The sequence below is a fragment of the Nonomuraea sp. NPDC049655 genome (assembly GCF_044465465.1).
In the GTDB taxonomy this organism is placed as follows: domain Bacteria; phylum Actinomycetota; class Actinomycetes; order Streptosporangiales; family Streptosporangiaceae; genus Nonomuraea.
Genome location: NZ_JBITLS010000003.1, coordinates 874,214 through 900,832, shown reverse-complemented (window position 1 = coordinate 900,832; position 26,619 = coordinate 874,214). Strand labels below are relative to the sequence as shown.

Below are 26,619 nucleotides of genomic sequence, written 5' to 3'. Positions count from 1 at the left end.
CACCACCGCCAGCTTCAACCCGGCCTCGGTGACCTCGGGCAACTCCTCCACGCTGACCCTGTCGGTCGGCGCCTCCACCGCCCAGGGCACCTACCCGATCACCATCACGGGCACCGGCTCCACCACGCACACCGCGACCTACACCCTGACGGTCGGCACCGGCGGCCCCGGCGGCCGGACGTTCACCAACAACACCGACTACCAGATCAGGGACTACTCCACCACCCGCAGCTCGATCACGTCCAACGCGACGGGCACCGCGGTCTCCCCGGTGCAGTTGTCCATCACGATCAGCCACACCTGCGCCGAGGACCTGAACATCCGGCTCCGCGGCCCGAACGGCACCTACTATCTGGTCGACGCCTACGGTGGCACCAGCTGCACGCAGTACGGCACCAGGACCTTCTCGGTCCCGGTCAGCCAGCAGGCCGCCGGCACCTGGACGCTCGACATCAGAGACGTCTACGCCGGTGACACCGGCTTCCTGGACACCTGGAGCATCACGCTCTGAGCGTCGTCAATCAGGGGTGGCGAGCCCCGGCCGGTCCTCCGGCCGGGGCTCGTTCACGTCGCCGGCGGATGCGCGCGCCGAGCTCCGGGTTCGTCCGGGAGGGCCGCCGTTCAGACCTCCCTGCCCATGGCGGTCGCGGCTGCTGAGAGGTTGACGTAGTCGCGCAGACGGGTGATCAGCCCCTCGCGAACGGTGAGGACGATCAGGTTGGGCAGCGCGAACTCGCCGGTGGCCGCGCTGGTCCCGAGGGCCTCCTGCTCGACGACGATCGTTCCCGGGTCGCCGGTGTCATGGACGGCGAGGGTGCGGTGGCGCCCGTACGTCAGCGGGTGGTCCCGCCACGGCGGATGGTGGTCCTGGAGGCCCTCACGATCGCCGCGTTCGGCACGCTGCTCGGGCTGGTGAGTGCGCTGTTCGGGGCCTGGGCGGTCGGCGCCCTGGCCAACGGGGCGATCCCGCAGTACACGCTCAAGATCCCCTGGGGAACGCTGCTGCTGGTGTGCCTGCTGTCACTCGCGGCCGGCGCGCTCGCCGCGCTCGTCCCGGCCCAGCGGGCGGCCGCCATGCGCCCCCTGGAAGCCACCGCCCAAGCCTGACGGCAACCGGCTCCGACACACGCCGGTGGTCGAGCCCCAACCCCTCGGCCACCAGCAGCGCCTCGGCAAGCATGGTGGCGGGACATGTCCTCCAGCGGCCCCCAGCCGGCGCGAGTGTTGGTCCGCCGCAGCCGCCTGTCGGAGACCGTCCAGACGCCGCCGCGCTACCACGGACTCGAGCGGCCGCCAGCCTGAGAACCAAGCCACGAAAGGCCCCTCTTCCCCATGCGTATGCTCCAACGCCCTCTGCGCCGCCGCCTCCTCGCGACGGCCGTCGCCGCGGTCACCCTCGTAGCCTGCAGCAGCCCTCAGCCTGAAGTCGTGGGTTCGGCCCAGGTCTCCACACAAGAGGGCACGGCCCGTTCGCGCCAGGTGACCTACGACTTCGGTGACACCGCCTACGCCCCGCCGGGCCCGGACGGCAAGCGTATGGAGCTGAAGGTCGCCGTCACCTACCCTCGCAAGCTGGACGGGGGCAAGCACCCTCTGGTGATGATGCTGCACGGCTGGGGCGACACCTGCGCCGCGGGGGACAAACCCGTCCGCGGCCGCGGCTGGCCGTGCCCCAAGGACGCCAAGCCGGTCGACAACTACCTGGGATACGCCTACCTGGCCGAGGCCCTGGCCGACAAGGGTTACATCGTGGTGTCGGTGGCGGCCAACGGCATCCAGGCCCAGGAGAAGGACATGGGGCACGTCGCACGCGCGGCCCTGCTGGACAAGCACCTTCAGCTGTGGAGCAGCTCTCCGCCGGGGGAGGCCCCCTGCGGGAACTCAAGCAGTTCACCGGCCATGTGAATCTGGACCGGGTCGGCACGCTCGGGCACTCACGGGGCGGTGGCGGTGTCATCGCTCAGGCCCTGGACAGCCACACGCCCCCGTCCGGCGTGCACGTCCGGGCCACCATGGCGCTCGCGCCCGCCATGAACGGCATCAACGCCGACAAGGAACGCATCACCCGCGTCCCCCTGGCCGTGGTCGCCGGAACCTGCGACGCCATGTGGGAGGACGGCAAGATCGCCGCCACGATGGCCGCGGGCGACTCGAACGCCGAACACCATGACGTACGCGGAGGCAATCACAACTTCTTCAACACGATCTGGACACCCGGCACCGGGCCGGCCTTCGCGACGGATGATGTCGCCGTCGAGAAGCGCCACCGTCCCGGAGGCAGGTGTGAGAGTACCAACCAGACCGGCACCGTCCGGCAGCTCACGCCCGCCGAGCAACGCGAGACCGCGATCCACTACGCGACCGCGTTCTTCGACAAACACCTGAAGTAGCCGTCCTCTCCGGCCCGCGTCCGCGGCATGTGGCGTCGGGGACGGGCCCATTGCCGCTTTTTGGCCAGATCTGCTCCATGACGCCCGGCTGCCCGAACGCGGCCGTTCCTCTACATCACAACGGCCTGACCTATCGAGGTCTGTCGGCGGCCGTGATGAACGCGGCGCTTGATCGCGAGACCGACCCGGTGGCGAACTGGCACGCGCAGATGTTCGAGGTGGGAGCCGCGTTGCCGGCCAGGGCGCGGTGATCAGGCCTGATCGTCGCCGAGGCGGACGACGCGGACGACGCGGACGACGCGGACGTGCTGAGGATGGTCGGCGCGATCGCCTGGGCCGCCCAGGACACCCCCGACAGCCCGGCGCGCGCCGACCGCCTGCTCACCCTCCTGCTGAACGGACTCCGTCACGGCGACGTCCGGCCATGACCCTTGCCGGCGATCGGGTCAGGCGTTCTCGCGGGCGTCGTTGCGGAGGCTGAGGAATACCAGCACGATCCCGATGTAGGTGCACAGCCGCACCGCGTCGGGGATGCCGTTCCAGGTGCCGTTCATCCACATGCCGAACCACTCGCCGCCGATGGCCTGGAAGCCGAAGAACCACAGCAGCAGGGCGACCGTGCAGCCGACGACGCCCCATCGCTTGGACCGCTGGAAGGCGGCGTCGTCGCGGCCGACGGCCCTGACCTGCTGCCAGGCCGACACGAGACAGGTCACCATGATGACCGCCTCGGTGAGGATGACGCCGACGTAGGCGACGTGATGCGCCCACGTCCATGGGATGGCGCGGTAGTTGATCTGGCTGACCGCGGCGAGCTCGGGCTTCTGGGCGTCCATGGCCAGCACGTGCCGGACGAACTCGAAGTTCGTGCCGTAGTCGGTGAGGTTGCCGAACACGACGAGCAGCGCGAAGCCGCCGACGGTGAAGGTGAGCAGCGCCTTCGCCAGGCGAAGAGCGACGATGGTGTCGAAGCGGGCCAAGGTTCTTTCCTTTGACATCTCTGAAATCGAATGAGCACACGAGCCCAGAGGAGGTGTCCTGCACAGGGGAAAGATCCACGGGGCCCGCTCGCCCGGCGTGGAGGAACTCGCCGGGCCGCTCCACTGGCTCCGTCACTGGCGGTGACGTCGCGGGCCCCTCAGCCTGAGGTGGAACAACGTGACTTATAGTAGCCGACTCCGCAAAGCACGCATAAAAGGCGAGCGCTCGCGCCGCGCGGCGGGAGCGGTCCCGGACGCGGCTCACCGGCCGCCGATGTCGTCGCTCCACAGCCGGGGCGAGCGCCGTTGGAACTCCGACATCAGCGCGATGCACCGCTCATCGGCCCGGACCTCGACGTCGACGCCGTGCCCGCGCAGGAAGCCGACGTCCCCCGCGTAGGTCACCCGTTCGGCGATGACCACCCGCGGGATCTGGAACAGGATGATCGCCCCGCTGCACATCGGGCACGGCGACAATGTCGTGTACAGCGTCGTGCCGGCGTAGGAGGATCGCGATCCCGCGTCGCGCAGGCAGGCCATCTCGCCGTGCGCCGTCGGATCACCTCGCTGGACGCGCTCATTGTGACCCGCCCCGAGCAGGGCGGTGGGAGTGGCGAGCACCGCGCCGACGGGGATCCCGCCCTGCCCGAACCCCGTCCGCGCCTGCTCGAACGCGATCTGCATCATGGCGTCGTCGTCCGGCCACGGCGGCACGTCCTTCATGACTGCCCTCCCAGCGAAGGTGATGGTCCGGTCTGCTGGAAGTTGTCATCCCCCTCCACGGCCTTGGAGAAGGCTGATCGCAGGAAAACAACGGTAGCGACCGACGGCGGGGCGCCAGGAGCTCGGCGACCTTGGCGAGGGTCCCGGTGTGCGGGCAGCGGGCGCGGACGGTGAGCCGTCCCCCACCGGCGAGGCGAGCCGGTCGAGGCAGCGACGGCAGGAGAGCGGCCGCGTGTACGAGTGACAGCGTGATCTTCGTCCCGGCGAGGGCTCACCAGCGTCTCCGCCGTCATCGCTCGTGGGCGGGCCATTCCTCGGCCAGGAGCGCGTATGAGAGACCGTCGATCCATCCCTTGGTGCGGTGGAGTGAGTCTCTCACCGTGTGCTGTTCGCGGCGCATCCCGACCCGCTCCATCAGCCGCCACGAGGATTCGTTGTCGTAGAAACAGTCCGCGTGCAGGCGGCGCAGGCCGAGCCTCCTGAAGGAGATGTCGATGAGGGCGCGTACCGCTTCGGTGGCGTAGCCCTTGCCGCCGTAGGCGGGGTCGAGCGTCCACCCGAGCTCTCCTTGGACGCTTTTCGCCTGGTCAGCGACCTCTTCCTGGGCCCAACCATCCTGGACCCTCAGTGTCAGGTCGCCGATCACCCGGCCGTCCAGTTCGATGAGGAGCAGGTCTGCGAGCCGCTCCTCGCTGAGGAAACGCTCACGGTAGTCGTCGTAGGTCTTTGTGGCGGCCGCGATCCATTCGTGAGTCTCCGGCAGTTGCCGGAAGGCCCAGGTCGCGTCCAGGTCGTCGGGGGCAGCGCGGCGCAACAGCAGCCGCTCGGTGGAAATCGGCCAGTCCAGCGTGTCAAGAGGGTGACGCATGGGCCCTCATGGTGACAGCGGGCTGTGGTGACACACAAACGGATTATTGCGGACGACATCTCCGAGAACGACGCGGCGATCGCCCTCCAGGAACCGACAGGACACCGAAGCGACCAGCGCGGCCGCCGCCACCGCAACCCCGCGCCGGCTTCGTCGACGGCCCGGCTTCAGCGCCTCCGTCTGTCAAGGACATCCCGCACTATCGTTGCGGCATGAACACCCCGGCGGCGGAAGCCGACATCGACGTCGACCTGGTCGACCGCCTGATCCGCGTGCAGCACCCGGATCTGGCAGGCCCGCTCACCCCCGTCGCCAACGGCTGGGACAACGTCATCTACCGCCTGGGGACAGACCTGTCCGTACGGCTGCCGCGCCGCCAGGTCGCCGTCGACCTCATCGTCAACGAGCAACGCTGGCTGCCGGTCCTGGCCGAGTACGTCGAGGTCGCACTGCCCATACCCGTCAGGGTCGGCGTGCCCGGCGAGGGCTACCCGTGGCCGTGGACGATCGCGCCCTGGTTCGAAGGCCGCACGCTCGCCGACGTGCCGCCGCCCGACCGTTCCGGCATCGCCGTTCCGCTGGCCGACTTCATGACAGGCCTCCACCGGCCCGCACCGCCTGAGGCCCCGCGTAACCCCGTCCGCGGCGTCCCGCTCACCGCTCGCGACGAAGTGGTACGGCAACGCCTGCAGTCCATTTCCCGATCAGCTGACCTTCTCCCCCTCTGGGAGAAGCTGGCCGCCCTCCCGCCCTGGCAGGGCCCCGCGCTCTGGCTCCACGGCGATCCGCACCCGGGAAACCTCCTGCTCAACGGGGAAGAGCTGGCGGCTGTCCTGGACTTCGGCGACCTCACCAGCGGCGATCCCGCCACCGACCTTGCCGCGGCGTGGCTGGTGTTCGACGAGAACGCGCGCGAGGTCTTCCGATCACGCGTGGACGCCGACGAGGTGACCTGGGAGCGCGCACGGGGCTGGGCCCTCGTCATGGGCACTGCTCTGGCCGCCCACTCGGCCGACAACCCCAGCATGGCGGCCATCGGCGAGCACGTCCTCGACCAGGTGCTTCTCACCTAGAGGTGTAACGCAGCACCTGACAGAGCAGCGTGGCTCGGTTGTCGGCGGCGAGTTCGGCGCGCGCAACCGGGGCTGCGACGGCTTGTCGGTCGCCGCTGGCCGTTCCCTTGTCGATCAAGCCCCGACTTGGCAGCCGATGAGGCGAAGACGGCCGGCGCCGTCCTCGACGTTCAGCACCGGGATCTCCGCGGCCGGTGCCGTCGGTGGCGCCGCGGCGGAGGTTCGATCGCTCGCAGGGTGTCCTCCGCCAAGTGGCCGGCGGCCGGGCGCTCACCTTCGACGGGCATACGGCCTTCCTGCGGTCGGAGGGCCGCGGATCAGCAAACCTGCTACCAGGTGACAGAGCCCCGGCGGCGCAGCCGGAAGGCGACCGCCGACACCCACAACATCGCGCCGGTCACGCCGACGGCCAGGGACACCGAACCCCCTTGGCCGCCGCTCATCGTCCAGCCGTTCCCCGCGATGACGGCCACGCCCGCCAGGAAGGACGCGACGGCCGAGCCCGCGGCTCCGGCCCGGGAGAAGTGGCGGCCGAGCACGAAGCAGGCCGCCGCCAGGGCGATGAAGGCGATCGAGCCGGAGGCCATGTGCAGCCCGGCGTGCCAGCTCATCGTCGCGGGCGGGCCCGCGGGGGTGCCGACGGGGAAGCCGTCGCCGGCGTCCATCCGGAAGATCCCCGCGAGGATCATCCCGATGCCGTTGACCAGCAGGAGGCGGGGCAGCCACCGGCCGGGGACGGCCCGGCGCAGCCCGTACGAGCCGGCGATCACCAGCGCGCCGACGACGAGGAAGTCGGCCACCTGGACCCAGCCGAGCGAGCCGGTCGACAGCTGGCTGAGCGGGTGGCGGACGATGTCGAAGCCCTCACGGGTGAGCACCTGAACCAGGTTGACCGCCGTCCACAGGGGAGCGGCGACGGCGCCCGCGGCCAGCAGGGTGCGGGTCGAGGAGGCGATGGGGGAGGAGGGGGAGGTGGGGGAGGTGGGGGCGATGGCGGTCATGTCCCGTGTCCTTTCGTGTTCTACTGCATACGCGACGAACGAGCGATGTGACAGGGAACGCACATGAGATTTCTGCTGACAAACGTGAGCGAGCGGCGCGACGACGAGAAGCTGCACGTCGAGATGGGCAGGTTCATCCAGGAGCTCACCGAGGCCGGCGTGCTGCTCGCCACCGGCGGCATGGAGCTGGGCGGCACCGTGCTCAGGTCCGCGGACGGCGAGCTGACCGTGACCGACGGGCCCTTCGCCGAGGCCAAGGAGATGGCGGGCGGCTTCGCGCTGGTCGAGGTCGGCTCGCGGGAGGAGGCGCTGGAGATCTCGCGGCGCTTCTTCGCGGTCGTCGGCGACGGCGAGTGCCACATGCGCCAGATCTACTGATGGACGCCGTCACGACGGTCTGGCGGGAGGAGTCCGCGCGGATCGTCGCCGGGCTGGCCCGGATGCTCGGCGACGTGGGCCTGGCCGAGGAGTTCGCCCAGGACGCGCTGGTCGCCGCGCTGGAGACCTGGCCGCGTGACGGCGTACCGGACAACCCGGGCGCGTGGCTGACGACCACCGCCAAGCGGCGCGCCCTCGACCACCTGCGCCGTACCAGGCTGCACGACCACGCGCGCCGCGACCTTGAGCCCGAGCAGCCCCCCGAGCAGCCCGGAGACCGCGAACGGCCGGAACAGGCCGAGGCCGGCGACGACGTGTTGCGGCTGATGTTCGTCTCCAGCCATCCCGTGCTGCCCGCCGAGGAGCGGACCGCGCTGACGCTGCGGCTGCTCGGTGGCCTGACCACCGCGGAGATCGCCCGCGCCTTCCTGGTGCGGGAGGCGGTCGTGGCCGGACGCGTCGCGCGCGCCAAGCGCACGCTCGCCGACGAGGGGGTGCCGTTCGAGCTGCCGCAGGGGCCCGAGCTGGCCGTACGGCTGGCGTCCGTGCTGGAGGTCATCTACCTGATCTTCAACGAGGGTTACTCGGCCACGGCGGGCGAGGACTTGACGCGGCCCGCCCTGGCGCTGGAGGCGCTGCGGCTCGGACGGCTGCTGGCCGGGCTGGCGCCGGGCGAGTCCGAGGTGCACGGGCTGGTGGCGCTGATGGAGATCCAGCAGTCGCGCGCGGACGCCCGTACCGGGCCGTCGGGAGAGCTGGTGCAACTGCACGAGCAGGACCGGGGACGGTGGGACCGGGAGCTGATCGCGCGCGGGTTCGCCTCCATGCTGAGGGCGCGGGAGGCGGGCGGAGGGCTCGGGCCGTACGTCCTTCAGGCGGCGATCGCGGTGTGTCACGCGCAGGCGGCCGGGGCGGCCGACACGGACTGGGACCGGATCGCGGCCCTCTACGGCCCGCTGGTACGGCTGCTGCCCTCGCCGGTGGTCCGGCTCAACCAGGCGGTCGCCGTCGGCATGGCGACCGGGCCGGAGGCGGGGCTGGCGCTGATGGACCCGCTGCTGTCGGACCCGGCGCTGCGGGACTACCCGCCGCTGTCCGCCGTCCACGGCGACCTGCTGGCGCGGGCGGGACGTGACTTCGAGGCCGCGACGGCGTTCGAGCGGGCCGCCGCCCTCACCCGCAACGCCGCCGAACGCGCCTTCCTCCTCGCCCGCGCCGCCCGCCACCGCACCGCCTCCCCTCTCGCCCGTACGGCGGGCACTCCGGCCATGGCCCTGCTCGGCGACGCGGCGGACCGGTTCCTGGCACGTACGGACCTGGACGCCGGGACGATCCGGTCGTACGGGCAGACGTTGCGGCGGCTGAGCCTGGACCTGGGGGCCGCCACGCCGCTGGCCGACCTCACCCCCGCCCTCGTGGCCAGGGTGTTCACCGCCGCCTGGAGCACGGCCGCGCCCAGGACCTGGAACCGCCACCGCGCGGCCGTACGGTCGTTCGGCGCGTGGGCGGGCCTCGGCGACCTGCCGGCCGAGCTGCCCAGGAAGCACGACGACCGCAGGAGACGCCCCGCCGTCGACGACCGGGCACTGGCCGCGCTCTGGCGGCACCCGTCGACGCGGGAGAGGGCACTGTGGCGGCTGGTGCACGAGTCGGGCGCCTCGGCCGCCGCCGTCCTCGCGCTCAACGTCGAGGATCTCGACCTGCCCGCCCGCGGCGCGGCCACGATCACGTGGGGCGACGGCGCCGCGCCCCTGCTGGAGGAGCTGGTCGCGGGCCGGACCGTCGGCCCCCTCTTCCTGGCCGACCGCAGGCCCGCCCCCGCCCGGACGCCGGACCCGGCCGACCTGTGCCCCGAGACCGGCAGACGCCGCCTGTCCTACGAACGCGCCGAGTACCTGTTCAAGAAGGCCTCGGGCGGCTTCACCCTGCACCAGCTCGCAGCGTCCGTACGCCGTTCGGCACCAGCACCACGCGCAGCAACGCGGTGACCGCCACCGCGCCGGTGAGGTCGAGCATGCCGGCGCCGGGTGAGAGCACGGCGTGCGATCGCCGGGAGCGGGGCACGCACGGAGGGCCGAGTCGGCCCGTGTCACAGCCGTCCTGCTGTCCCGCGGCGGGCGTGAAGCATTCGGGACGCTGCGATGGCGGCCGGCACGAGAACGATCCTGAGCCGATGGCCCGCCGGTGAGGGCTCAGCCGTTTCGTCCGGCGAGCGGCGTGCGTCGCGGATCAATGACTCCAGCTCCAGGCCGGTACCGATATGGCGCTCCAACCCCGCAAGCCCTATTCTCACCCATCGTGAAGCCCCTCAAGATCGCGGCACTCGCCTGCGCCCTCCTCACCCCCTTGACCGTCACGGCGGCCGCGCACGCCTCGGCATATCCCGTGAAGAACCCCGTGCTCGTCAAGAACGCGTTGTACCAGGCCGGGCCGCTGCCCACCACGACCTGTAACAACCTGCCGGACGAGCCCACGACGCCCGCCGAGGCCCGTACCTACATCAACGAGGCCCTGCGCTGCCTGGAGAACACGTGGGGACCGCACCTGCAGAAGGCCGGCCTGCCCTATGAGCCGGTCAAGGTGCGGTACGTGACCCGCCTGCCCAAGAACTACTGCGGGGCCGAGGACGGCGAGACAATCCAGTCGTCCGAGGTGTGGTATTGCGACTGGGACCGCACGCTGTCCTTCAAGATCGGCAAGTACTGGCTCCTCGGGCCAATCAGCGGCCTCGATCTCTTCGACACGATCGCCGGCACGTACAGCTACCACGTGCAGAAGCAGGCCGGTATCTACGACGCCGGCGAGAACCTCAGAGCCGCCAGCAAGGCCGAGCACCTCGAGCAGGGGCGGCGCATGTACCAGCAGGCCGACTGCCTGGGCGCGGCCTTCACCAAGAGCGTCTGGCCGCTGCCTGGCAAGACCGAGCAGGACTGGGAGAAGGCCGCGTCGTCCTTCTACCGCGACTCCGCCGAGTACGGCAAGGCCGCCAACCGCAAGCGGTGGGTCAAGGCCGGTTTCCGCACCGCCGACCCGGCCTCCTGCAACACCTGGGCGGCAGCCTCGTCCAAGGTCTCCTGACGCGATCGACCCCGGGCCGGCCGCCGCAGGGGCGGGTGACGTCGGCACGGTGATCAGCCGGGTGCTCGCCCCCCACCGCATCCGCGTGGCGATCCGCTACCCCGAGCGGGACGCCACCACCGCCGACCTGCGCGACATGCCGCACGGACCCCCGGATACTGTGCGTCAAGTGGTCGCTCACACTAGTCGAAGTACTCGCTGCACGACTGAGAGCCACCAAGACAGCTGCTGGTCAGGGGCTTACCGGAAGCCAAGGCAGGTCAGGCGAACAGCTCACGGAGAGCCGCCGTCGAGCCCAGCATGCTGCGGGGTCAGCCACACCGCCGCTGCCATGGTGGACGCGCCGAGCAGCACGCGTCTGGATTGTCTCGCTGATCAGGAGACCTTGAGCACGAGCTTGCCCGTGGTCGTGCCGGACTGATGCGCCGGCGCGCCTCGGCCGCCTGATCCAGCGTCAGTTCCTCGACGCGCAGCGGCAGGTCGCCTGCCGCCACGGCGGCGACGGCGCGGCGCAGTGCACGTCCCGCCTCTGCGGGAAAGGGGGCGGCGACCTGCTCAAGCCGGCCCAGCTGAAGGAGATGAAGCAGACCATCGACTCTCCGGCACTCCCGCGCGGCTGGGGGTTACGGGCTCGGCCTGATGAAGATCAAGCTGAGCTGCGGCGGCCACGCGTGGGGCAACGGCGGCGACATGCCCGGTTACGAGACCCGCAACGGCATCACCGAGGACGGCCGGAGCGCCACACTCGCCGTGACCGCACTACCGACCTCAGACGGCAGCGCCGACCGCGTCGACGGCACCCTCGACGCCATGCTCTGCGCCCAGAAGTAGGGTCGCGCCCGGCTGGCCGGTCGTCGGACAACGTGTCGGCTATGTCAATCGGTGGTGCCGGCGTGTACGGCGATGATTCGCCAGCCGTGCGTCTCGTCGTACAGCCAAGTACGGGTGTAGCGCATCCTGGCCGCGAACGGCGTACCCGAGACGGTCCCTTCCAGGGTGCCGAGGAACCACGTCACCCCGGTGCGCCCATCGGCGAGCACGGTCAACTCCTCCTCGGCCACCTTCGTCAGCACCTGCGTCCGAGTGCGGTGCAGCTCCAGGTCGTCGGCCTTGGTCGCAACGTTCGCACCGAAGGTGAAGATCAGCCGATCGTCCAGCAGCCGATCCAGCGCCTCGACGTCTCCAGCGAGCTGCGCGGCCTGGAGTCGGCGCTCGGCGTCCCGCAAGTCTTCCATCATGAGGTCCACTCTCCCAGTCGGCGCCGTATCCGCGCCAGGACGTTCACGCTCGGCTGATCTTCGCAGCTCGATCCAGGGGCACGGGGCATCGCGTCGCGAGCGGACCGGGGAGCGTCCTTCTGATGCGTCGCTCACGAGGAGGTCGACTGCTTCGGGGCCGGGTCGTCGGTCCAGCCCGGTCGTTCCAGCACGTACGCCAAGGTCTGATGCCGCCTTTGGCGGCGTCGAATCCGGCACGCCGGCGGAAGGCGATCAGGAAGGGCTCGGCGGCGAGGTCCTCGGCGACGTCGAGGTCGAGGCGGCGGCCGATGTAGCTGCGGATCTCCTCGTAGCGGGCATCGAAGAGGGCGGAGAATCGCTCGGGATCGGCGACCGCTCCGTCGAGGAACGTGGTCATGCACGGGTCTCTCTCGCCGGGAATGCCGGACACCACTGATTGCCCGGTCGCCGCCCACCCTTCACAGGAGTTCGGCCCCTCGGCTGCCGACCGATCGATCGGTAGGATCCGGCTCATGGACATCATCGCGGCCACCCGGCACGGCAAGGTGCGCGGCCGACTCCACGCCGGGATCCAGGTCTTCCGGGGCATCCCGTATGCGGCGCCGCCGTTCGGCGCCCACCGATTCCGCGCCCCGGCGCCCGTCGTGCGCTGGGACGGCGTCCGTGACGCGGCGGAGTTCGGCCCGACCGCCCCCAAGCGGCCCTACCGGCCGCCGCTCGACCGGCTCATCCCCGAGCAGCAGATCCCCGGCGACGAGTGCCTCAACCTGAACGTCTGGACCCCCGGCGCGGACGGCGGCGCGCGTCCGGTGATGGTGTGGATCCACGGCGGCTCCCTGCGCAACGGCTCCTCCAGCCTGCCCCTGTACGACGGCCATGCCTTCGCCGGGGACGGCGTCGTCCTGGTCTCGATCAACTACCGGCTCGGCGTCGAGGGCTTCGGCGTCTTCCCCGACGCCCCGGACAACCGCGGCCTGCTCGACCAGATCGCCGCGCTGGAATGGGTGCGCGACAACATCGCGGCCTTCGGCGGCGACCCCGGCAACGTCACCGTCTTCGGCGAGTCGGCGGGCGCCGTCAGCATCGGCGCGCTGCTCACCAGTCCGCGCGCCAGGGGCCTGTTCCGCCGGGCGATCATGCAGAGCGGTCCGCCGCACACCGTGACGCGGGCCGAGGCCGCGCGGACGGCGCTGCTGATGGCGGACCGGCTCAAGGTGCCGGCCACGGCGGAGGCGTTCGCCGCGATCGACCGGGAGCGGCTGCTCGACGTCCAGACCGAGGTGGTCGGCAAGGCGGACCCGATCACCGGCGGCCCCGGCTTCCACATCGTGACCGAGCCGGACGCCGGTCCGGTCGAGGCCGCCCTGCTCATCGGCGCCAACCGGGAGGAGTACCGGCTCTGGTTCGTCCCGAGCGGAGCCGTGGACCGGGTCGGCCGGCTCACGCTCCGCCTGGCCCTGCTGAAGCTGCGCGTCCCGGGACGGGCCCTGCGGCTCTACCGGTCCGCCCGCCCCGGCGCCACGCCCGGGGAACTGCTCGGCGAGATGGCCACCGACCTGCTGCTGCGCGCCCCGGTCAACCGCCTGGCCGACAGCGTGCAGCGGGCCCACGTCTACGAGTTCGCGTGGCGGACGAAGGTCATGGACCTGCGCGCCTGTCACGCCCTGGAGATCGGCTTCGTCTTCGACAACCTGCGGCACTCGCGAGAGCTGGCCGGCGACGAGCCCCCGCAGGAACTGGCCGACGCGATGCACCGGGCCTGGGTCGCCTTCGCCGCGACCGGCGACCCGGGCTGGCAGCCGTGGGACTCCTCCCGTCCCGTCATGGTCTTCGACTCGCCGGGCTCGGGCGTCGTGCACGCGCCGCGCGACGAGGAGCTCAGGGTCTGGTCAGCTCGCGCGCGGTGATCGCCGCCGCCAGCAGCCGCGCCTGCGCGGGTTCGGCGAGGTCGAGCCCGGTCAGCAGGCTCACCCGGCGCAGCCGGTAGTCCAGCGTGTTGCGGTGGATGTGCAGGTCGAGCGCGGTCCGGCGGCGGTTGTGGCCGCGCTCGACGAAGGCCCGCAGCGTCTCCAGCAGGTGGGGGTGGCCGTCGAGCGGCGCGAGCTTGGCGGCCAGCCGGGCCAGCCCCGCGCCCGGACGGGCCAGCTGGTGTTCGAGCAGCACGTCGTCCAGGCGGTAGAGACCGGGCGGCCGGTCGAGCCTGCGTACCAGGTCCAGCACCTCGCGGGCCTCTTGCGCCGCGCCGGGGATCGCCGCGGGCGTCGCGGCGCGGGCGGCGGCGGCCGGCACGGGGCGGCCCACGGCCGTGGCCAGCCTGTCCGGGAGCGCGTCCAGGGCGTGCCCGCCGGGCAGCAGCGCGACTCCTTCGACGTGGTCCATCAGCACCAGCGTCCCGGTGTGCGCGTCCAGGGCCGACTGCACGAGCCGGGCCGGCGGCGCGGGCTGTCCCAGGTCGAGGAGCAGCACCTCGTGCTCCTGGCCCACCTCGACCCCCGCCGCCGCGGCCAGGCTCTCGTACGGGTGGCCGCTCAGCAACGCGCCGATCAGCGCGCGGCGCACCCGTTTGTCCTCGCTCCTGATGTCCTCCTGGGCCTGCTGGTGCGCCAGGGCGACGGCGGGCATGGCCGCGCGCAGGCAGCCGAGCATCCGCCGGCCGGCCGCGGCCAGCTCCTCCGGCGCGGCCACCTCGGTCAGCGCCTGCCACCAGACCTCGGCGCCGATGAGGTAGGCGGTCACCGCCGCGTCCAGCGGCAGGTGGTCCTCGGCGCGGCGCGCGGACCACTCGATGACGCGGGTCAGGTCGGCCGGGCCCATGGCGTCGGGGCGGCTGAGCGCGCGCAGCAGGATCGTCAGGACGGCCGAGACCGAGCCGGCCACCTCGCCGTGCAGGGTCGCGGGCGGCAACTCCCGGTAGAACGGCACTTCGGCGGCGCACCGGGCGATCACCGCGGCGGTGAGCCCGCGCACCCTCGGCTGCATCCGGCTGTGCAGGTCGGACATCCCGTGATCGTCACATTGCCCAAACCGGCCCGTCAATTGTTGGCCCGAATGCGGAGAGACGGCGGCCTCCTTCGTGTACAGGATTCGTGCAAACCCCCCACTCAGGAGGCCGCCTTGTTCCGACGCCTGCTCACCGCCCTGCTCGTCGTGCACGCACTCGGCACGGCTCCCGCCCACGCCGCGACCACGGACTGGGGCGCGCCCGGCTCCTACGCGACCGCCGTGGAGGTCGGCGTGGTCAACACCCTCTACTACCCGCGCGACATCGCGAGCAGCGACCGCCGCCACCCGGTGATCGTGTGGGGCAACGGCACGGGCGGCGCCCCGCTGGTCTACCGCGACCTGCTGCTGCAGTGGGCCAGCCACGGCTTCATCGTCTCGGCCGCCAACACCCCGATGTCGAACCTCGGCGTCTCCATGCGGGCCGGGATCGACGCGCTCGCCCGCCGCGACGCCGACCCGTCGAGCCCCTTCCACGGCAAGGTCGACCTGACCCGCGTCGGCGCCTCCGGGCACTCCCAGGGCGGCGCGGCGGCCATCGTCGTCGGAGCCGACGCCCGGGTGGACACCGTCCTGCCCATCCAGCCCGGTCCGCTGGCCGACATCGACGGCGTCCACGGGCCCGCCTTCCTGATGGCCGGTCAGAACGACTCCATCGTCTGGCCCGGGCTGGTCAGGTCCTTCTTCGACGACGCGGACCACATCCCGGCGATCTACGGCGAGGTGCGCGGCGCCGACCACTTCACCGTCGTCGGCGACCCCGGGCCGTTCGCGGCGCCCACCACCGCCTGGTGGCGCTTCCAGCTCATGGACGACCCCGAGGCGCGGTCCCTCTTCCACGGCCCGGACTGCGGCATCTGCCTGGACCGCGGCACCTGGTCGGACGTGCGCCGCAACGCGCTCGTGCCGCAGTGACCGAAGGGCCCTCCGGCCATGGCCCCGTCGGCGCTCTGACGTGCGAGGAGACCGGCCGGAGCGGCGTCTTGGCAGAATGAGCGCGTGACTGACGACCGATCGGCCGCTCCGGCGACCCAGCGCCGGATCGCCGCCTCCGACATCCGGCTGCCCGAGCACATCCTGCTCCAGGGCACCTCCGGCCGGATCCTGCGCGAGGCGCTGCAGCTCTTCGCCGAGCGGGGCTTCTACGGCACCTCCATCCGCGACCTCGCGGTGGCCTGCGAGATCCGCTCGGCGACGCTCTACTCCCACTACCCGACCAAGGAGAACGTCCTGGCGGAGCTGGTGCGCATCGGTCACGAGGAGCACCACCGGCGGCTGACCGAGGCGGCCGCGGCGGGCCCGGCCGATCCCGCCTCGCGCCTGCGCCGGGTGGTGCGCGCCCACGTCCTGGCGCACGCGGAGTTCCCCATGCTGGCCGTCGTGGCCGACAACGAGCTGCACGCCCTGTCTCCCGAGCTGGCCGGCCCCGCGCTCATGCTGCGCGCGGCCGGCCGGCAACTGCTCATCGACATCATCGACGAGGGCATCGCCGCGGGCGTCTTCGCCGTGCCCGACGCCTTTCTCGCGGTGACCGCGATCAGCGGGATGGGGATGCGCGTGGCGAACTGGTACGACTCCGCCCTGCCGTACGAACCGCACGAAGTTGCGGACACCTACGCGGACTTCGCGCTGCGCATCACCGGGGAGAGCCCCTGACGCCGGACGGCCCAGGGGCTATTTGAGGCTGCCCGCCGTGATGCCGCTCACCACCTGACGGTTGAACACCACGTAGACCGCGATCATCGGCAGCGTGATGATCGACAGGGCCGAGAACAGCAGGCCGTGGTCGGTCACGTAGCGGCTGGAGAAGGCCAGCAGGCCGGTCGGGATCGTCTTGAGCGAGTCGTCCTGGATGTAGAGCAGGGCCAGCAGGAACTCGTTCCAGCAGGACAGCGCCGAGAACACCGCCACGGTCGCCAGCCCCGGCCGCAGCAGCGGCAGCGCGATCAGCAGGTAGACCCGCAGGTCGGAGGCGCCGTCGATGTGCGCGGCCTCGAACAGCTCCCGTGGCAGCGCGTCCAGGTAGACCTTGATCAGGTACGTGGCCAGCGGCAGCCCCATGGCCGTGTACGGGACGATCAGCGCCCACCGGGTGTCGCTCAGCGCCAGCTCGGTGAACATCGTGCTCTGGGCGATGAAGTACGACTGCAGCGGCAGCAGCAGCCCGAGCGCCAGCAGGCCCATGAACAGCCCGCGCCCGCGGAAGTCGAAGCGGCTGAACGCGAACGCCGCCGCCGACGACAGCGCCAGGATCAGCAGCACCGACACCGAGGTCACGATCACGCTGTTGAGCGCGTACCCGCCGATGCCGCCGACCTCCCACGCCTCGGCCCAGCGGCCGAAGTCCAGCGACTCGGGCAGGGCGAACGGGTCGGCGAAGATCTGCGCGTTGGACTTGAAGCTGGAGGCCACCATCCACAGCAGCGGCAGGAAGAACGCCGCCGACACCACGGCCAGCAGCACGGTCGAGAGCCGTCTCATCGGGCCGGCCTCCTGCGCAGTCGCATGAACGCCAGCCCGATGAGGACGACGGCCGCGGTCATCAGCACCGCCATGGCGGAGCCGTAGCCGACCTCGCCGTCACGGAAGACCACCCGGGTCAGGTACGTGGTGGGGATCTCCGTCGCGTTGTACGGCCCGCCGCCCGTCATGACGTAGAACAGGTCGAACGTCTGGAAGCCGCCCGTGACGCAGAGCAGCAGGCAGACCTCGACCGCGTCCCTGATCATCGGCACCTTGATCCGGCGGAAGATGGCCGGCTCGCCGGCGCCGTCGAGGCGGGCGGCCTCGATCACGTCCGTCGGGATCTGGGCGAAGGCGGCGTAGAAGATCGCCATGTAGAACCCGGCGTACACCCACCCGGAGACGACGCAGACGGCCAGGAGCGCCGTGCTCTCGTCACCCAGCCAGACCTCGCCCGGCACGCCGACCAGCCCCAGCAAGGCGTTGACCAGGCCGAAGTCGGCGTTGTAGACGAACGCCCAGAGCACGGCCACGACCACCATCGGCAACATGACCGGGGTGAACAGCGCGACCCGGAACCAGGGCGCCCCGCCGCGCCGGGTGACCAGCAGCCCGGCCAGGACGAGGCCCACGGCGACCTCCAGCACGATGGTCACAACGATGTAGATGCCGACATGGACGAACGAATCCAGAAAAATCGTGTCCTGGGCTGCTCTGAGGAAATTGTCGAGGCCGACGAACTCCATCGGCCCGAAACCGGTCCACTCTGTCAGGCTGAACGCCCCGGTCGCCAGCGCGGGCACGAGCACCGCGAAGCCGAACACCAGCAGCGCCGGGGCGGCGAACAGGTACGGCGTGAGCTTGCGTCTCATCCCGCGACGGCCAGCGCTTCCTTGGGAGACTTCACCCCGCCGAGCACCGCGGCCAGCGCGCGGTAGAGCGCGTCGGCGCGCTTGAGGTCATAGCCGGTGTCCGGCGGGGAGACCACGGTCCTGGCCTCGGCCAGCAGGTCGTTGAGCCGGGTGGTCCGCGCGTCGATCTGCCCGGCGCCCGCCGCCCTGGCCTGGGGCACCGTGCCCGCCTTGACGAACGCGGCGGCGTTGGCCGGGGAGTTCAGCAGCGCCAGGAACTCGGCCGACTCCTTGACCTTCCTGCTCCTGGCGTTGATCACGTAGCCGGTGACGACGCCGATCACGCTGTCCTGGTCGCCGGCGCCGCCGGTCATCGCCGGCAGGTTGACGTAGTCGAAGTCCAGCTTCGGGGCCTCGTCCAGGGCCCAGCTGACCAGCCACGCCCCGATCGGGTGCATGGCCGCCTTGCCCTGGAAGAACAGCTGCGCGCCCTCGTTGTCGTTGGCGGCGTTGGCGCTGCTGTTGACGCACTTGTGGTCGTGCAGCTGGGCCACGTAGCCGAGCGCGCGTTCCCAGGCGGGGTCGGTCATGGGGGCCTTGCCCGACAGCACGTCCTGGTAGGACTGCTCGCCGACGACCCGGGAGACCAGGTGGGACAGCCAGTTGCCGGCGGCCCACAGGTCCTTGTTGCCCGAGGCGATCGGGGTGACGCCCTTGGCGTTGAGCGTGTCGCAGGCCGTGAGCAGCTCTTCGAACGTCTTGGGCGGCTGCACGCCGGCGTCGGCCAGGATCTTGGTGTTGTACCAGAGGACGTTGGTGACATCGGCCGCGAACGGCACCATGACCGTCTTGCCGTCGACCGTGGTGCGCTTGTAAGCCTCGTCCGGGATGAGGCCCTTGAGGGGACCTGTGGTGACTTGGGAGGAGATGTCGGCGGCGAAGCCGTCCTTGACCCGGGTGCGCAGGCGGTCGCCGGCCCACTCGAAGTAGACGTCGGGCGCCTGCCGGCCGTTGAGCAGGTTCTGCAGGCCGATGGTCTGGTAGAGGTCGTCCTCCTGGAAGTTGAGCTCGACCTTGGCGCCCGGGTGTGCCTTCTCGTACTGGGCCGCGACGTCCTTCCACACCTTGATCTGCTCCTCGCCGGGGGAGCTCATCGCGATCCGTAACACTTTGTCGGTGGCCGCGCTCTGCCCGCCGCCACCGCAGGCCGACACCAGCAGCATCAGGGCGAGCGCCCCGGCCGTCCTGTTCACCATGAGAACTCCTCAAGACAGTCGCCGAACACCCGCTTGGGTGCGGGGCGACGGGGGTGCGGTCGTACGTTTCGACGAGCGGTGGCCAGCAGCGCCAGCGCGCCCCGCTCGAACTCCTCCAGCCAGGGCCGGGCCTCGGCCACCAGCGCGCCGCGCCGCACCGGCCCGCGCAGCAGGTGCCCGGCCGCGGCCAGCAGCTCCTCCGCGTGCGCTGCCAGCAGCCGGTCGCCCGCCGCGGCGTCGCCGGACTCGCGCTCGAACGCCCACTGCTCCAGCACCCCCGTGAGCCTGGGCGCGTCGTACGGCTCCAGGCAGGAGCCGCGCACGTTGTCGGCGAAGAGCCGGTAGGCGGCCAGATCCGCGCCGTCACCGACGACGTCGGCCAGGGCCCGCTCCCAGCTCTCCTCCGGGTCGTAGCCCTCCGGGTCGCGCAGGTAGTCGGCGACCGTGGCGAAGGCGATCTTCGATGACTCGTAGAGCTCCATGCCGTTGGCCACGACACCGGTGGCGAACCGGTACAGGTGCCGGTCCCTGCCCCGGTACGGGCCGATGTGCAGCTCGTGGCCCATCGCGACGTCGTTGACCGGGTAGTTGTCCCAGTAGAGCGGGGCCCGGTTCAGCGTGCGGGCGACGGCCGCGGCGTCGGCCAGGTCGATGGTGGCCGAGCAGATGCTCCGGCCGGTCCAGAACAGGTCGATCCGGGCGTCGATCAGGCCGAGGGCCCGGACGTACGGGTCGTCGCCGGTGCCGCAGTAGACGGTGGGGCAGACGAGCAGCCGTCCGGTGCGCGCGAAGACGGCCTCGATGAGCGCGACCTGCGCGGCGGCGAGATCGTCGAAGGCGGCGGCGTCCCGCGGGTGCCGCAGCCGCATGGGGATGTCGTCGAGCAGCAGCCCGACGCCGGCGGCCCCGGCCTCCATGGCCCGCTCGAACGCCACGCACAACGCCTGGACGTCGCCGGCGTCGGAGTAACGCAGTGACAGGCCGGGCGAGAGGCAGTAGATGACGTCCACCCCCGCCTGCCTGCCGCGCGCGGCCAGCTCGCCCAGCCCCTCCACGCCGGCCTCCCGCCACGACGGCCGGTCGGCCTTGGGGGCGTGGACGTAGGTGTTCATGCCCCGCGCGCCGAGGAAGCCGAGCAGGTCGAGCCGCTGCTCGTGACTCCATGGACGGCCGTAGAACCCTTCGATGACCCCGCGGACCGCAAAGCCTGCTGACTTCATGAAGACAGTAAAGAGTCTTTATCTCATCTAGGCAAGAGTCTTTACCAGACTTCTCGACGGGAGGACACGGTCGTGTTCACGGGCATGACGGCCGCCGAGTGGCGAATCCGGCTCTGAGCCGCCGCTCCACCGCCTCGGACGTCGCGCCGAGGCGGTCCAGCCCGTGCAGGGCCGACCCCACGATCGGCGGCGCGTCCAGCACCCGGACGTCCACCCCGGGCAGCCCCTTGCCGATCCGGGCCAGCAGCCGGGCGTCCCGGCCGGTCAGCACCCCGCCCCCCAGCACGACGGGCACGCCCACCCCGCCCCAGTCCAGCCGCTCGATCGCCGCGCCCGCCCAGGCCGCGACCTCGTCGCCCAGACGCTCCACCAGCGACACGGCGACGGCGTCCCCTGCGCCCGCCACCTCGAACAGCACCGGCACCAGCTCGTGCAGCCGCTCCTCGGGCAGGCGCCCGAGGTGGAAGCCCACACACACCGAGGTGACGTCCGGCAGGCCGAAGCGGGCGGCCACGGCCTGGCGCAGCAGGGTGCGCGGGCCGCGGCCGTCCTCGTCGCGCACGGCCCACCACAGCACCTCCTCGCCCAGCCATTCCCCGCCGCCCCAGTCGCCCGAGCGCCGGCCCAGCGCCGGCCACCGGGCGACCTGGCCGCCGGGGCCGCGCGCCACGCAGTTCATCCCGCCGCCGCACACCACCGCCACGCCGTACGGCACGTCCGCCCCCGCCCGCAGGATCGCGAAGGTGTCGTTGTCCACGACGACCTCGGGCGCCCACTCCCGCGCCTCGACGGCCCGCTGCAGGATCTCCTGCTCGACCGGCAGGTCACAGTGCGCCAGGAACGCCGACACCCGCTCGGCCACGAAGCCGCGGCGGCCGCTGTCCGGAGGCGGGTCGGCCTGCCGTACGGCCGCCGCCACGAGGTCGGCGAGCAGGCCGATCGCGGCGGGAAGCCGCGGCCCGTGCGGCTGGAACCCACCGCCGCGCACCCAGGCGAGCAACTCGCCGTCGGCGCCGGCCAGCGCCACGTCGGTCTTGCTGTTGCCCGCGTCGATCGCCAGGACCGCGGGCCCGGTCACGAGGCCCAGACCTGGTGGGCCGCCAGCAGCCGGTCGGCCAGCCCCTGCGCCAGGTCGTACTGCCCCACCAGCGGATGGGCCAGCAGCGCCGCCTCCACGTGCGCCCGATCAGGGCGGGACGCCGCCCGCACCGCCAGCTCCTCGTACGCGCTGACGTGCGCGATCAGCCCCGCCTGCAAGGGCTCCACCGCCGGCACGGCCAGCGGCACGGCCCCGGCGGCGGTGATCCGCGCCGGCGTCTCGATCACCGCCGAGGCGGGCAGGAAGGGCAGGGTCCCCTCGTTGCGGACGTTGACCACCTGCACATCCCCCCGGTCATGGAGCAGCGAGGCGAGCAGGTCGACCGCGGCCGTCGAGTAGAACGCGCCGCCCCGCTGCTCCAGGAGCTCCGGCTTGTCGTCCAGCGCCGGGTACATCTCCAGCAGCCGCCGCTCCAGCTCCAGCACCTCCTGCGCCCGCGTCGGACGCCCGAGCTGCTCGGCCACCACCTGGTCGTGGGCGTAGTAGAAGCGCAGGTAGTAGGAGGGCACGACGCCCAGAGCGGTGATCAGCTCGGGCGGCAGCTCGCACTCGGCGGCCAGCTCGGCGACGTGCCGCTCGATCAGCCCCGGCAGCACGTCGACCCCGTCCACCCACGCCGAACGCTCCCACGACAAGTGATTGAGCCCGACATGGCCCAGCGTGAGCTCCGCGGGCGTGCAGCCGTGCAGCCGGGCGAACAGCCGCTGGAACCCGATGGCCACGTTGCACAGGCCGACGGCGCGATGACCGGCGTCGAGCAGGGCGCGGGTGACCAGCCCGACGGGGTTCGTGAAGTCGATCAGCCAGGCGCCGGGGGCGAGGGCGCGGACCCGGTCGGCGATGCGCAGCACTTCGGGGATCGTCCGCAGGGCCTTGGCCAGGCCGCCCGCGCCGGTGGTCTCCTGGCCGACGCAGCCGCACTCCAGCGGCCAGGTCTCGTCGCCGTGCCGCGCTCGCTGGCCGCCGACGCGTAACTGCAGCAGGACGGCGTCCGCGCCTTCGACGGCGTCGTCCAGGCCGGTGGTGAGCCGGACGCGTCCGGCCCTGCCGCGCAGCATGCGGGTGGCCAGGCCGCCGACGACGGCGAGGCGTTCCTCGTCTGGGTCCATGAGGACGAGTTCGTCCAGCTCCAGGGCGGCCAGGCCGCCGGCGAGCTCGGGGGTGTAGGTGGAGCCGCCGCCGACGACGGTGACCTTCATCGGGCCTCCGCCCCGGACCCGGCGGCCTTGGCCGCCGCGGAGACCTTGGCCGCGGCCGAGATGCGGCGGGTGGCGACCGACTCCCTCAGCAGACGCGTGCCGTGGGCCAGGCCGCCGGTCAGCACGGGCGCGTTGCCCAGCGCCGAGACCTCGACGGCGGGCGGGTGGCGCAGCATGCCCGCCAGCGCGGCGCCGATCTCCGGCAGGATGCTCGCGCAGGCCAGCCCGATGCCCCCGCCGAGCACGACCAGCTCGACGTCGGCGACCCGGGAGATGGTGGCGATCCGCGACGCGATCCGCCGGGCCTCCTCGGCGACGATGGCCGAGGCCAGCCCGTCGCCCCGGGACGCGGCGGCGAAGATGGCCTCCGGCGTGGCGTCGAGCCGCAGCGTGGTGTCGCCGTCGCGCAGACCTGCCGCGATCCAGGCGCGGGCCCACTTCATCAGCGCGTCCCCCGAGGGGCTGTCGGGCAGCTCGTCCTCACCGGGCGCGGGGTCGTCGACCTCGCCGGCGGCCCCCCGGTGCCCTCGATGGGCCCGGTCGCCCAGGATCAGCCCGGCCCCGACGCCGGCGCCGATCGACAGGAACGCGAAGTCGGCGACCCCCCGCCCGGCGCCCAGGGCGTGCTCGCCGATCACCGCCAGGTTGACGTCGGTCTCGACCTCGGCCGGCACGCCGAGCGCGGCCTCCAGCCCGGACCGGATCGCCATGCCCTCCAGCGCGGGCCGGTTGCTCTGCCGGATGACCCCCTCCTCGGGATCCACCACGCCCGGCACCCCGGCCGCGACCAGCTCGATCCCCCCGCCGCCCGCCGCCGGGCCGCCGGGGGACAGGGTGTCGCGGACGGCCACGGCGGCGCGCAGGATCGTCGCCGGGTCGGAGTCGTCGATGCGTTCGTCGTGCCTGGCCAGCATCGTGCCGCGCAGGTCGCACAGCGCGCCGCGGACGAAGCGGGTGCCGATGTCCAGGGCCAGGACGTGGGCCAGCGTGTGGACCGGCTCGAAGTAGACGGCGCCGTAATGCATCTCGCCGGGCGGTTCGGCCTGGCGGACCAGGCCGGCGGAGGCGAGCAGGTCGAGGGCGTTGGCCACCGTCGGCTTGGTCATGCCGGTGCGGCGGCTCACCTCGGCCCGTGAGATCGGCGGGTCGGCTCGAATGGCCTCCAGGACCACGGACGCGTTGATCTCGCGCAGGGTGGTGAGCGTCGCATGCTGGGACATGGCCCGAATTCTAGTAAAGACTCTTGCCTGGATGCAATAAAGACTCTTTACTGTATCTCGCAGCCCCCTCATCCGGAGGAACCCCATGGCACGACTCCAGAACCTCCTGCTCGCCGCGACCGTCGCGCTCGGCGCGGGACCGGCCGTCACCGCCGCACCGGCCTCGGCCGCCGCACCCGCCTCGGCCGCCACGGTCGTCGATCCCTTCGTCCTCCAGGTCGGCGCCACGCTGCCGGCACTGCAAGGCAGGATCACCGCACTCGCCGCCGGCCCCGGTGGGGTCGTCGCCGCCGCCCACGACAAGGGCCTGGCCCTCTACGCCGCCGGCGCCTGGACCTCCCTGTCGGTCACCGCCGCCCACAAGGTCGTCTGGCGCGGCGACGACCTCGTCGCCCTCACCGCCGGCGGCCTGCTGACGATCAGGAACGCGGCGAAGACCGCCCGGCAGGCGGGAGAGCGCGACGACCTCGCCAAGGGCGCCGATCGGCTGCCGCCGGGCGTCGATCCGGCCACGGCGCTGCTGCTCGGCGGCGACGACGTGATCCTCGTCCAGGGCGACCGCCTCTACCGCAAGGGGCCCGGCGGCTCGTGGCGTCCCGACCGGCTGCCCGGACAGGCCACCGCCGCCGCCCGCGCCGGATCCGGGGCCGTCGCCGTCGCCACCGCCACCGGCGTCTTCGAGCACACCGGCCGCTCGTGGGCCCCGATCTCACCCGCCCCCGGCACCACCCACCTGGCCTACGACTCCAAGGGCCGCCTCTGGCTGGCCGGCCCCACCGGCCTCACGCTCAGGGACGGCGCCACCCTCAGGCAGTACGGCCCCGCCGAAGGGCTGCCCATGCTCGGCTTCACCGCGATCGCCCCCGGCGCCGGCGGCGACGTCTGGCTCGGCACGGCCAGGGGCGCCGTGCACTTCGACGGCGTCACCTGGGAGTACCGGCAGGGCCGCCGCTGGCTGCCCGACGACGCGGTCGCCGCGATCACCGTGGACGGGAACGCCAACGCCTACTTCGGCACCGCCACGGCCGCCGGCGTCATCGAGGCCCGCCGGACCACGCTGGCGGCGAAGGCGGCCGTCTACGAGCAGGCCATCGACGCCCGGCACAAGCGCACCCCGTACGGCTTCGTCGAGGGCATCGGGCTGGCCAGGCCGGGCGACCTGACCCAGTACGGCCAGGGTGCCAGCGACAACGACGGCCTCTGGACGGGCATGTACGGCGCGGCCGAGGCGTTCAGGTACGCCGCCACCAAGGACGGCACGGCCAAGGCCAACGCGCGCAAGGCGTTCGAGGCGCTGAAGTTCCTCGGCGACGTCACCCAGGCGGGCACCAACCCGGCGCCCAAGGGCTTCATCGCCCGCACGATCCTGGAGACCACGGCCACCGACCCCAACATCAAGGACGACGAGCAGCACGACCGCGACAAGCAGAAGGGCGACGCGTACTGGAAGATCCTGGTCCCGCGCTGGCCCAAGAGCGCCGACGGCAAGTGGTTCTGGAAGACCGACGCCAGCTCCGACGAGCTGGTCGGCCACTACTTCCTCTACGCGCTATACCACGACCTGGTCGCGACCGGCGCGGAGAAGGACGAGGTGGCGGGCGTCGTGACCAGGCTCACCGACCACCTGATCGACCACGACTTCTCCCTGGTCGACCACGACGGCAAGCCCACCCGCTGGGGCTTCTTCAACCCGAAGGAGCTCAACGGCAACCCGTGGCGGAGGGAGGAGCGCGGCCTCAACAGCCAGACCATCATCACGTTCCTCACCATCGCCCAGCATGTCGCGAAAAATCCAGAAAAGTACGCGCAGGCCAAGGCCAAGCTCATCGACGAGCACGGCTACGACCTGAACACCCAGCAGCCCAAGGTCACCCCGGGCGTCGGCGGCGGCAACCAGTCCGACGACGAGATGGCGTTCATGAACTACTACCACCTGCTCCGCTACGAGCAGGACGCCGACCTGAAGGCCACCTGGGCCCGCTCCCTCTACGACTACTGGCAGCAGGAGCAGTACGAGCTCAACCCGTTCTTCAACTTCATCGCCGGCCTCACCCTGAAGGACCAGGTCTGGACCGACGCCTACGGACCCTTCCCGCTGGAGATGGCCGGCCCCTGGCTGGAGCAGTCGATCGACACGCTGAAGCGCTTCCCGATCAACATGATCGACTGGAAGCAGAGCAACAGCCAGCGCCTCGACATCGTCAACCTCGGCCGGCACATCCGGCCCGACGCCGACCCCAAGAAGCTCGGCCTGCTCCGCAGCGGCACCGTGCTCCCGATCGACGAGCGGGTGATCGGCCACTGGAACCACGACCCGTACAAGCTGGACCAGGGCGGCGACGGCCACGGCGAGAACGACGGCACCTCGTACCTGCTGCCGTACTGGATGGGCCGGTACCACGGGTTCATCGCCGAGAAGTGAGCCGTCCGCGAGTTCTCATCCCCGGCCACATGTGAGCCACAAGGCGCCTTCACACGACGGTGACGGTTCGCCGTCCCCGTCCTGGCAGAACCTTGGAATCACTTGTGGCGACCGGCCGCTCCGGGCGATCCCGGCGGTCCGGTACGCCGGGCTCGGCCAC

At 71.8% G+C, this 26,619-nt stretch carries 29 protein-coding genes; 15 read left to right on the top strand and 14 right to left on the bottom strand.

What is annotated here, in order from left to right; genetic code table 11:
- The 6 genes from ACIBQ6_RS13980 to ACIBQ6_RS13955 form a co-directional block, all read left to right on the top strand.
- A partial coding sequence (locus tag ACIBQ6_RS13980) for a proprotein convertase P-domain-containing protein (RefSeq protein ID WP_397212156.1) occupies positions 1–511 on the top strand: 511 nt, incomplete at its 5' end.
- Positions 512–801: 290 nt separating this feature from the next.
- On the top strand, positions 802–1,107 hold the full coding sequence (locus ACIBQ6_RS13975; RefSeq protein WP_397212154.1) for an FtsX-like permease family protein: 306 nt from the start codon (positions 802–804) through the stop codon (positions 1,105–1,107).
- Between the two features lie 321 nt (positions 1,108–1,428).
- Positions 1,429–1,905 (top strand): hypothetical protein, encoded by a 477-nt coding sequence (locus tag ACIBQ6_RS13970; protein ID WP_397212152.1) that lies wholly within the window; start codon positions 1,429–1,431, stop codon positions 1,903–1,905.
- Entirely contained in the window at positions 1,902–2,390 is a 489-nt protein-coding gene (locus ACIBQ6_RS13965; protein WP_397212150.1) for a hypothetical protein, read from the top strand. The genes ACIBQ6_RS13970 and ACIBQ6_RS13965 overlap by 4 nt, the downstream gene beginning before the upstream one ends.
- A gap of 77 nt (positions 2,391–2,467) precedes the next feature.
- Positions 2,468–2,641, top strand: coding sequence for a hypothetical protein (locus ACIBQ6_RS13960; protein ID WP_397212148.1), 174 nt, complete (start codon positions 2,468–2,470; stop codon positions 2,639–2,641).
- Positions 2,642–2,647: 6 nt separating this feature from the next.
- Positions 2,648–2,818 carry a hypothetical protein gene (locus ACIBQ6_RS13955; protein WP_397212170.1) on the top strand — a complete coding sequence of 57 codons (171 nt, stop codon included), beginning with the start codon at positions 2,648–2,650 and terminating at the stop codon, positions 2,816–2,818.
- A gap of 18 nt (positions 2,819–2,836) precedes the next feature.
- On the opposite strand, the gene ACIBQ6_RS13950 is transcribed toward ACIBQ6_RS13955, so the two are convergent.
- From ACIBQ6_RS13950 to ACIBQ6_RS13940, 3 genes are all read right to left on the bottom strand, one after another.
- On the bottom strand, positions 2,837–3,370 hold the full coding sequence (locus ACIBQ6_RS13950; RefSeq protein ID WP_387683108.1) for a DUF2165 family protein: 534 nt from the start codon (positions 3,368–3,370) through the stop codon (positions 2,837–2,839).
- 261 nt (positions 3,371–3,631) lie between these two features.
- On the bottom strand, positions 3,632–4,093 hold the full coding sequence (locus tag ACIBQ6_RS13945; protein WP_397212146.1) for a nucleoside deaminase: 462 nt from the start codon (positions 4,091–4,093) through the stop codon (positions 3,632–3,634).
- A 289-nt stretch (positions 4,094–4,382) separates the two neighbouring features.
- A complete protein-coding gene (locus tag ACIBQ6_RS13940) occupies positions 4,383–4,961 on the bottom strand; it encodes a GNAT family N-acetyltransferase (RefSeq protein ID WP_397212144.1) in 579 nt (192 codons plus the stop codon).
- Between the two features lie 212 nt (positions 4,962–5,173).
- On the opposite strand from ACIBQ6_RS13940, the gene ACIBQ6_RS13935 reads away from it, so the two are divergent.
- Positions 5,174–6,034 carry an aminoglycoside phosphotransferase family protein gene (locus ACIBQ6_RS13935; RefSeq protein ID WP_397212142.1) on the top strand — a complete coding sequence of 287 codons (861 nt, stop codon included), beginning with the start codon at positions 5,174–5,176 and terminating at the stop codon, positions 6,032–6,034.
- Between the two features lie 329 nt (positions 6,035–6,363).
- Here ACIBQ6_RS13935 and ACIBQ6_RS13930 read toward each other — a convergent pair whose 3' ends face one another.
- Positions 6,364–7,035, bottom strand: a complete 672-nt coding sequence (locus ACIBQ6_RS13930; protein WP_397212140.1) for a DUF998 domain-containing protein — start codon at positions 7,033–7,035, stop codon at positions 6,364–6,366.
- A gap of 63 nt (positions 7,036–7,098) precedes the next feature.
- On the opposite strand from ACIBQ6_RS13930, the gene ACIBQ6_RS13925 reads away from it, so the two are divergent.
- From ACIBQ6_RS13925 to ACIBQ6_RS13910, 4 genes are all read left to right on the top strand, one after another.
- The gene (locus ACIBQ6_RS13925; RefSeq protein WP_397212138.1) at positions 7,099–7,413 is read left to right on the top strand and encodes a YciI family protein; all 315 of its coding nucleotides are present in this window, start codon (positions 7,099–7,101) and stop codon (positions 7,411–7,413) included.
- Entirely contained in the window at positions 7,413–9,401 is a 1,989-nt protein-coding gene (locus tag ACIBQ6_RS13920) for a sigma-70 family RNA polymerase sigma factor (protein ID WP_397212136.1), read from the top strand. The genes ACIBQ6_RS13925 and ACIBQ6_RS13920 overlap by 1 nt, the downstream gene beginning before the upstream one ends.
- Before the next feature lie 310 nt (positions 9,402–9,711).
- Complete coding sequence (locus tag ACIBQ6_RS13915; protein ID WP_358299665.1) at positions 9,712–10,491, top strand: neutral zinc metallopeptidase; 780 nt, start codon at positions 9,712–9,714, stop codon at positions 10,489–10,491.
- Between the two features lie 639 nt (positions 10,492–11,130).
- Positions 11,131–11,322 (top strand): hypothetical protein, encoded by a 192-nt coding sequence (locus tag ACIBQ6_RS13910; RefSeq protein WP_397212134.1) that lies wholly within the window; start codon positions 11,131–11,133, stop codon positions 11,320–11,322.
- A 44-nt stretch (positions 11,323–11,366) separates the two neighbouring features.
- Here the strand turns inward: ACIBQ6_RS13910 and ACIBQ6_RS13905 are convergent, their stop codons facing one another.
- Together ACIBQ6_RS13905 and ACIBQ6_RS13900 are read right to left on the bottom strand one after the other, a co-directional pair.
- Entirely contained in the window at positions 11,367–11,729 is a 363-nt protein-coding gene (locus ACIBQ6_RS13905) for a nuclear transport factor 2 family protein (RefSeq protein ID WP_358299673.1), read from the bottom strand.
- 43 nt (positions 11,730–11,772) lie between these two features.
- A complete protein-coding gene (locus ACIBQ6_RS13900; protein ID WP_397212132.1) occupies positions 11,773–12,126 on the bottom strand; it encodes a hypothetical protein in 354 nt (117 codons plus the stop codon).
- Positions 12,127–12,241: 115 nt separating this feature from the next.
- On the opposite strand from ACIBQ6_RS13900, the gene ACIBQ6_RS13895 reads away from it, so the two are divergent.
- On the top strand, positions 12,242–13,636 hold the full coding sequence (locus tag ACIBQ6_RS13895; protein ID WP_397212130.1) for a carboxylesterase/lipase family protein: 1,395 nt from the start codon (positions 12,242–12,244) through the stop codon (positions 13,634–13,636).
- On the opposite strand, the gene ACIBQ6_RS13890 is transcribed toward ACIBQ6_RS13895, so the two are convergent.
- On the bottom strand, positions 13,608–14,729 hold the full coding sequence (locus ACIBQ6_RS13890; RefSeq protein WP_397212128.1) for a PucR family transcriptional regulator: 1,122 nt from the start codon (positions 14,727–14,729) through the stop codon (positions 13,608–13,610). The genes ACIBQ6_RS13895 and ACIBQ6_RS13890 overlap by 29 nt on opposite strands.
- Positions 14,730–14,843: 114 nt before the next feature.
- Here ACIBQ6_RS13890 and ACIBQ6_RS13885 point away from each other — a divergent pair, with 114 nt between their 5' ends.
- Positions 14,844–15,644: an alpha/beta hydrolase family protein gene (locus tag ACIBQ6_RS13885; RefSeq protein ID WP_397212126.1), complete on the top strand. Its 801-nt coding sequence runs from the start codon at positions 14,844–14,846 to the stop codon at positions 15,642–15,644.
- 84 nt (positions 15,645–15,728) lie between these two features.
- Positions 15,729–16,385 (top strand): TetR/AcrR family transcriptional regulator, encoded by a 657-nt coding sequence (locus tag ACIBQ6_RS13880; RefSeq protein ID WP_358299688.1) that lies wholly within the window; start codon positions 15,729–15,731, stop codon positions 16,383–16,385.
- Positions 16,386–16,403: 18 nt separating this feature from the next.
- Here ACIBQ6_RS13880 and ACIBQ6_RS13875 read toward each other — a convergent pair whose 3' ends face one another.
- The 7 genes from ACIBQ6_RS13875 to ACIBQ6_RS13845 all read right to left on the bottom strand — a co-directional run bounded on the left by ACIBQ6_RS13875 (position 16,404) and on the right by ACIBQ6_RS13845 (position 24,037).
- Complete coding sequence (locus tag ACIBQ6_RS13875; RefSeq protein ID WP_397212124.1) at positions 16,404–17,210, bottom strand: carbohydrate ABC transporter permease; 807 nt, start codon at positions 17,208–17,210, stop codon at positions 16,404–16,406.
- Positions 17,207–18,064: a sugar ABC transporter permease gene (locus ACIBQ6_RS13870; RefSeq protein WP_358299694.1), complete on the bottom strand. Its 858-nt coding sequence runs from the start codon at positions 18,062–18,064 to the stop codon at positions 17,207–17,209. Before ACIBQ6_RS13870 ends, ACIBQ6_RS13875 begins: the two co-directional genes overlap by 4 nt.
- Positions 18,061–19,299, bottom strand: coding sequence for an extracellular solute-binding protein (locus ACIBQ6_RS13865; RefSeq protein WP_358299696.1), 1,239 nt, complete (start codon positions 19,297–19,299; stop codon positions 18,061–18,063). Before ACIBQ6_RS13865 ends, ACIBQ6_RS13870 begins: the two co-directional genes overlap by 4 nt.
- The gene (locus ACIBQ6_RS13860; RefSeq protein ID WP_397212121.1) at positions 19,293–20,519 is read right to left on the bottom strand and encodes a beta-N-acetylglucosaminidase domain-containing protein; all 1,227 of its coding nucleotides are present in this window, start codon (positions 20,517–20,519) and stop codon (positions 19,293–19,295) included. The genes ACIBQ6_RS13865 and ACIBQ6_RS13860 overlap by 7 nt, the downstream gene beginning before the upstream one ends.
- Positions 20,520–20,595: 76 nt before the next feature.
- Positions 20,596–21,597, bottom strand: coding sequence for an N-acetylglucosamine kinase (locus ACIBQ6_RS13855; RefSeq protein ID WP_397212119.1), 1,002 nt, complete (start codon positions 21,595–21,597; stop codon positions 20,596–20,598).
- Positions 21,594–22,817 carry a 6-phospho-beta-glucosidase gene (locus tag ACIBQ6_RS13850; protein WP_397212117.1) on the bottom strand — a complete coding sequence of 408 codons (1,224 nt, stop codon included), beginning with the start codon at positions 22,815–22,817 and terminating at the stop codon, positions 21,594–21,596. The genes ACIBQ6_RS13855 and ACIBQ6_RS13850 overlap by 4 nt, the downstream gene beginning before the upstream one ends.
- Positions 22,814–24,037, bottom strand: a complete 1,224-nt coding sequence (locus ACIBQ6_RS13845) for an ROK family transcriptional regulator (RefSeq protein WP_358299708.1) — start codon at positions 24,035–24,037, stop codon at positions 22,814–22,816. Before ACIBQ6_RS13845 ends, ACIBQ6_RS13850 begins: the two co-directional genes overlap by 4 nt.
- 85 nt (positions 24,038–24,122) lie before the next feature.
- On the opposite strand from ACIBQ6_RS13845, the gene ACIBQ6_RS13840 reads away from it, so the two are divergent.
- A complete protein-coding gene (locus ACIBQ6_RS13840) occupies positions 24,123–26,459 on the top strand; it encodes a hypothetical protein (protein WP_397212115.1) in 2,337 nt (778 codons plus the stop codon).
- The last annotated feature ends 160 nt before the right edge of the window (positions 26,460–26,619 follow it).

Excerpts from the sequence above, each read along its gene's own strand:
- ACIBQ6_RS13905 (WP_358299673.1), bottom strand. The coding sequence starts at position 11,729 with ATGATGGAAGACTTGCGGGACGCCGAGCGCCGACTCCAGGCCGCGCAG.
- ACIBQ6_RS13875 (WP_397212124.1), bottom strand. The coding sequence starts at position 17,210 with ATGAGACGGCTCTCGACCGTGCTGCTGGCCGTGGTGTCGGCGGCGTTC.
- ACIBQ6_RS13840 (WP_397212115.1), top strand. The coding sequence starts at position 24,123 with ATGGCACGACTCCAGAACCTCCTGCTCGCCGCGACCGTCGCGCTCGGC.
- ACIBQ6_RS13895 (WP_397212130.1), top strand. The coding sequence starts at position 12,242 with ATGGACATCATCGCGGCCACCCGGCACGGCAAGGTGCGCGGCCGACTC.
- ACIBQ6_RS13925 (WP_397212138.1), top strand. The coding sequence starts at position 7,099 with ATGAGATTTCTGCTGACAAACGTGAGCGAGCGGCGCGACGACGAGAAG.
- ACIBQ6_RS13900 (WP_397212132.1), bottom strand. The coding sequence starts at position 12,126 with ATGACCACGTTCCTCGACGGAGCGGTCGCCGATCCCGAGCGATTCTCC.
- ACIBQ6_RS13945 (WP_397212146.1), bottom strand. The coding sequence starts at position 4,093 with ATGAAGGACGTGCCGCCGTGGCCGGACGACGACGCCATGATGCAGATC.
- ACIBQ6_RS13910 (WP_397212134.1), top strand. The coding sequence starts at position 11,131 with ATGAAGATCAAGCTGAGCTGCGGCGGCCACGCGTGGGGCAACGGCGGC.
- ACIBQ6_RS13845 (WP_358299708.1), bottom strand. The coding sequence starts at position 24,037 with ATGTCCCAGCATGCGACGCTCACCACCCTGCGCGAGATCAACGCGTCC.
- ACIBQ6_RS13960 (WP_397212148.1), top strand. The coding sequence starts at position 2,468 with ATGACGCCCGGCTGCCCGAACGCGGCCGTTCCTCTACATCACAACGGC.
- ACIBQ6_RS13860 (WP_397212121.1), bottom strand. The coding sequence starts at position 20,519 with ATGAAGTCAGCAGGCTTTGCGGTCCGCGGGGTCATCGAAGGGTTCTAC.
- ACIBQ6_RS13975 (WP_397212154.1), top strand. The coding sequence starts at position 802 with ATGGACGGCGAGGGTGCGGTGGCGCCCGTACGTCAGCGGGTGGTCCCG.
- ACIBQ6_RS13890 (WP_397212128.1), bottom strand. The coding sequence starts at position 14,729 with ATGTCCGACCTGCACAGCCGGATGCAGCCGAGGGTGCGCGGGCTCACC.
- ACIBQ6_RS13920 (WP_397212136.1), top strand. The coding sequence starts at position 7,413 with ATGGACGCCGTCACGACGGTCTGGCGGGAGGAGTCCGCGCGGATCGTC.
- ACIBQ6_RS13870 (WP_358299694.1), bottom strand. The coding sequence starts at position 18,064 with ATGAGACGCAAGCTCACGCCGTACCTGTTCGCCGCCCCGGCGCTGCTG.
- ACIBQ6_RS13850 (WP_397212117.1), bottom strand. The coding sequence starts at position 22,817 with ATGAAGGTCACCGTCGTCGGCGGCGGCTCCACCTACACCCCCGAGCTC.
- ACIBQ6_RS13940 (WP_397212144.1), bottom strand. The coding sequence starts at position 4,961 with ATGCGTCACCCTCTTGACACGCTGGACTGGCCGATTTCCACCGAGCGG.
- ACIBQ6_RS13930 (WP_397212140.1), bottom strand. The coding sequence starts at position 7,035 with ATGACCGCCATCGCCCCCACCTCCCCCACCTCCCCCTCCTCCCCCATC.
- ACIBQ6_RS13935 (WP_397212142.1), top strand. The coding sequence starts at position 5,174 with ATGAACACCCCGGCGGCGGAAGCCGACATCGACGTCGACCTGGTCGAC.
- ACIBQ6_RS13865 (WP_358299696.1), bottom strand. The coding sequence starts at position 19,299 with ATGGTGAACAGGACGGCCGGGGCGCTCGCCCTGATGCTGCTGGTGTCG.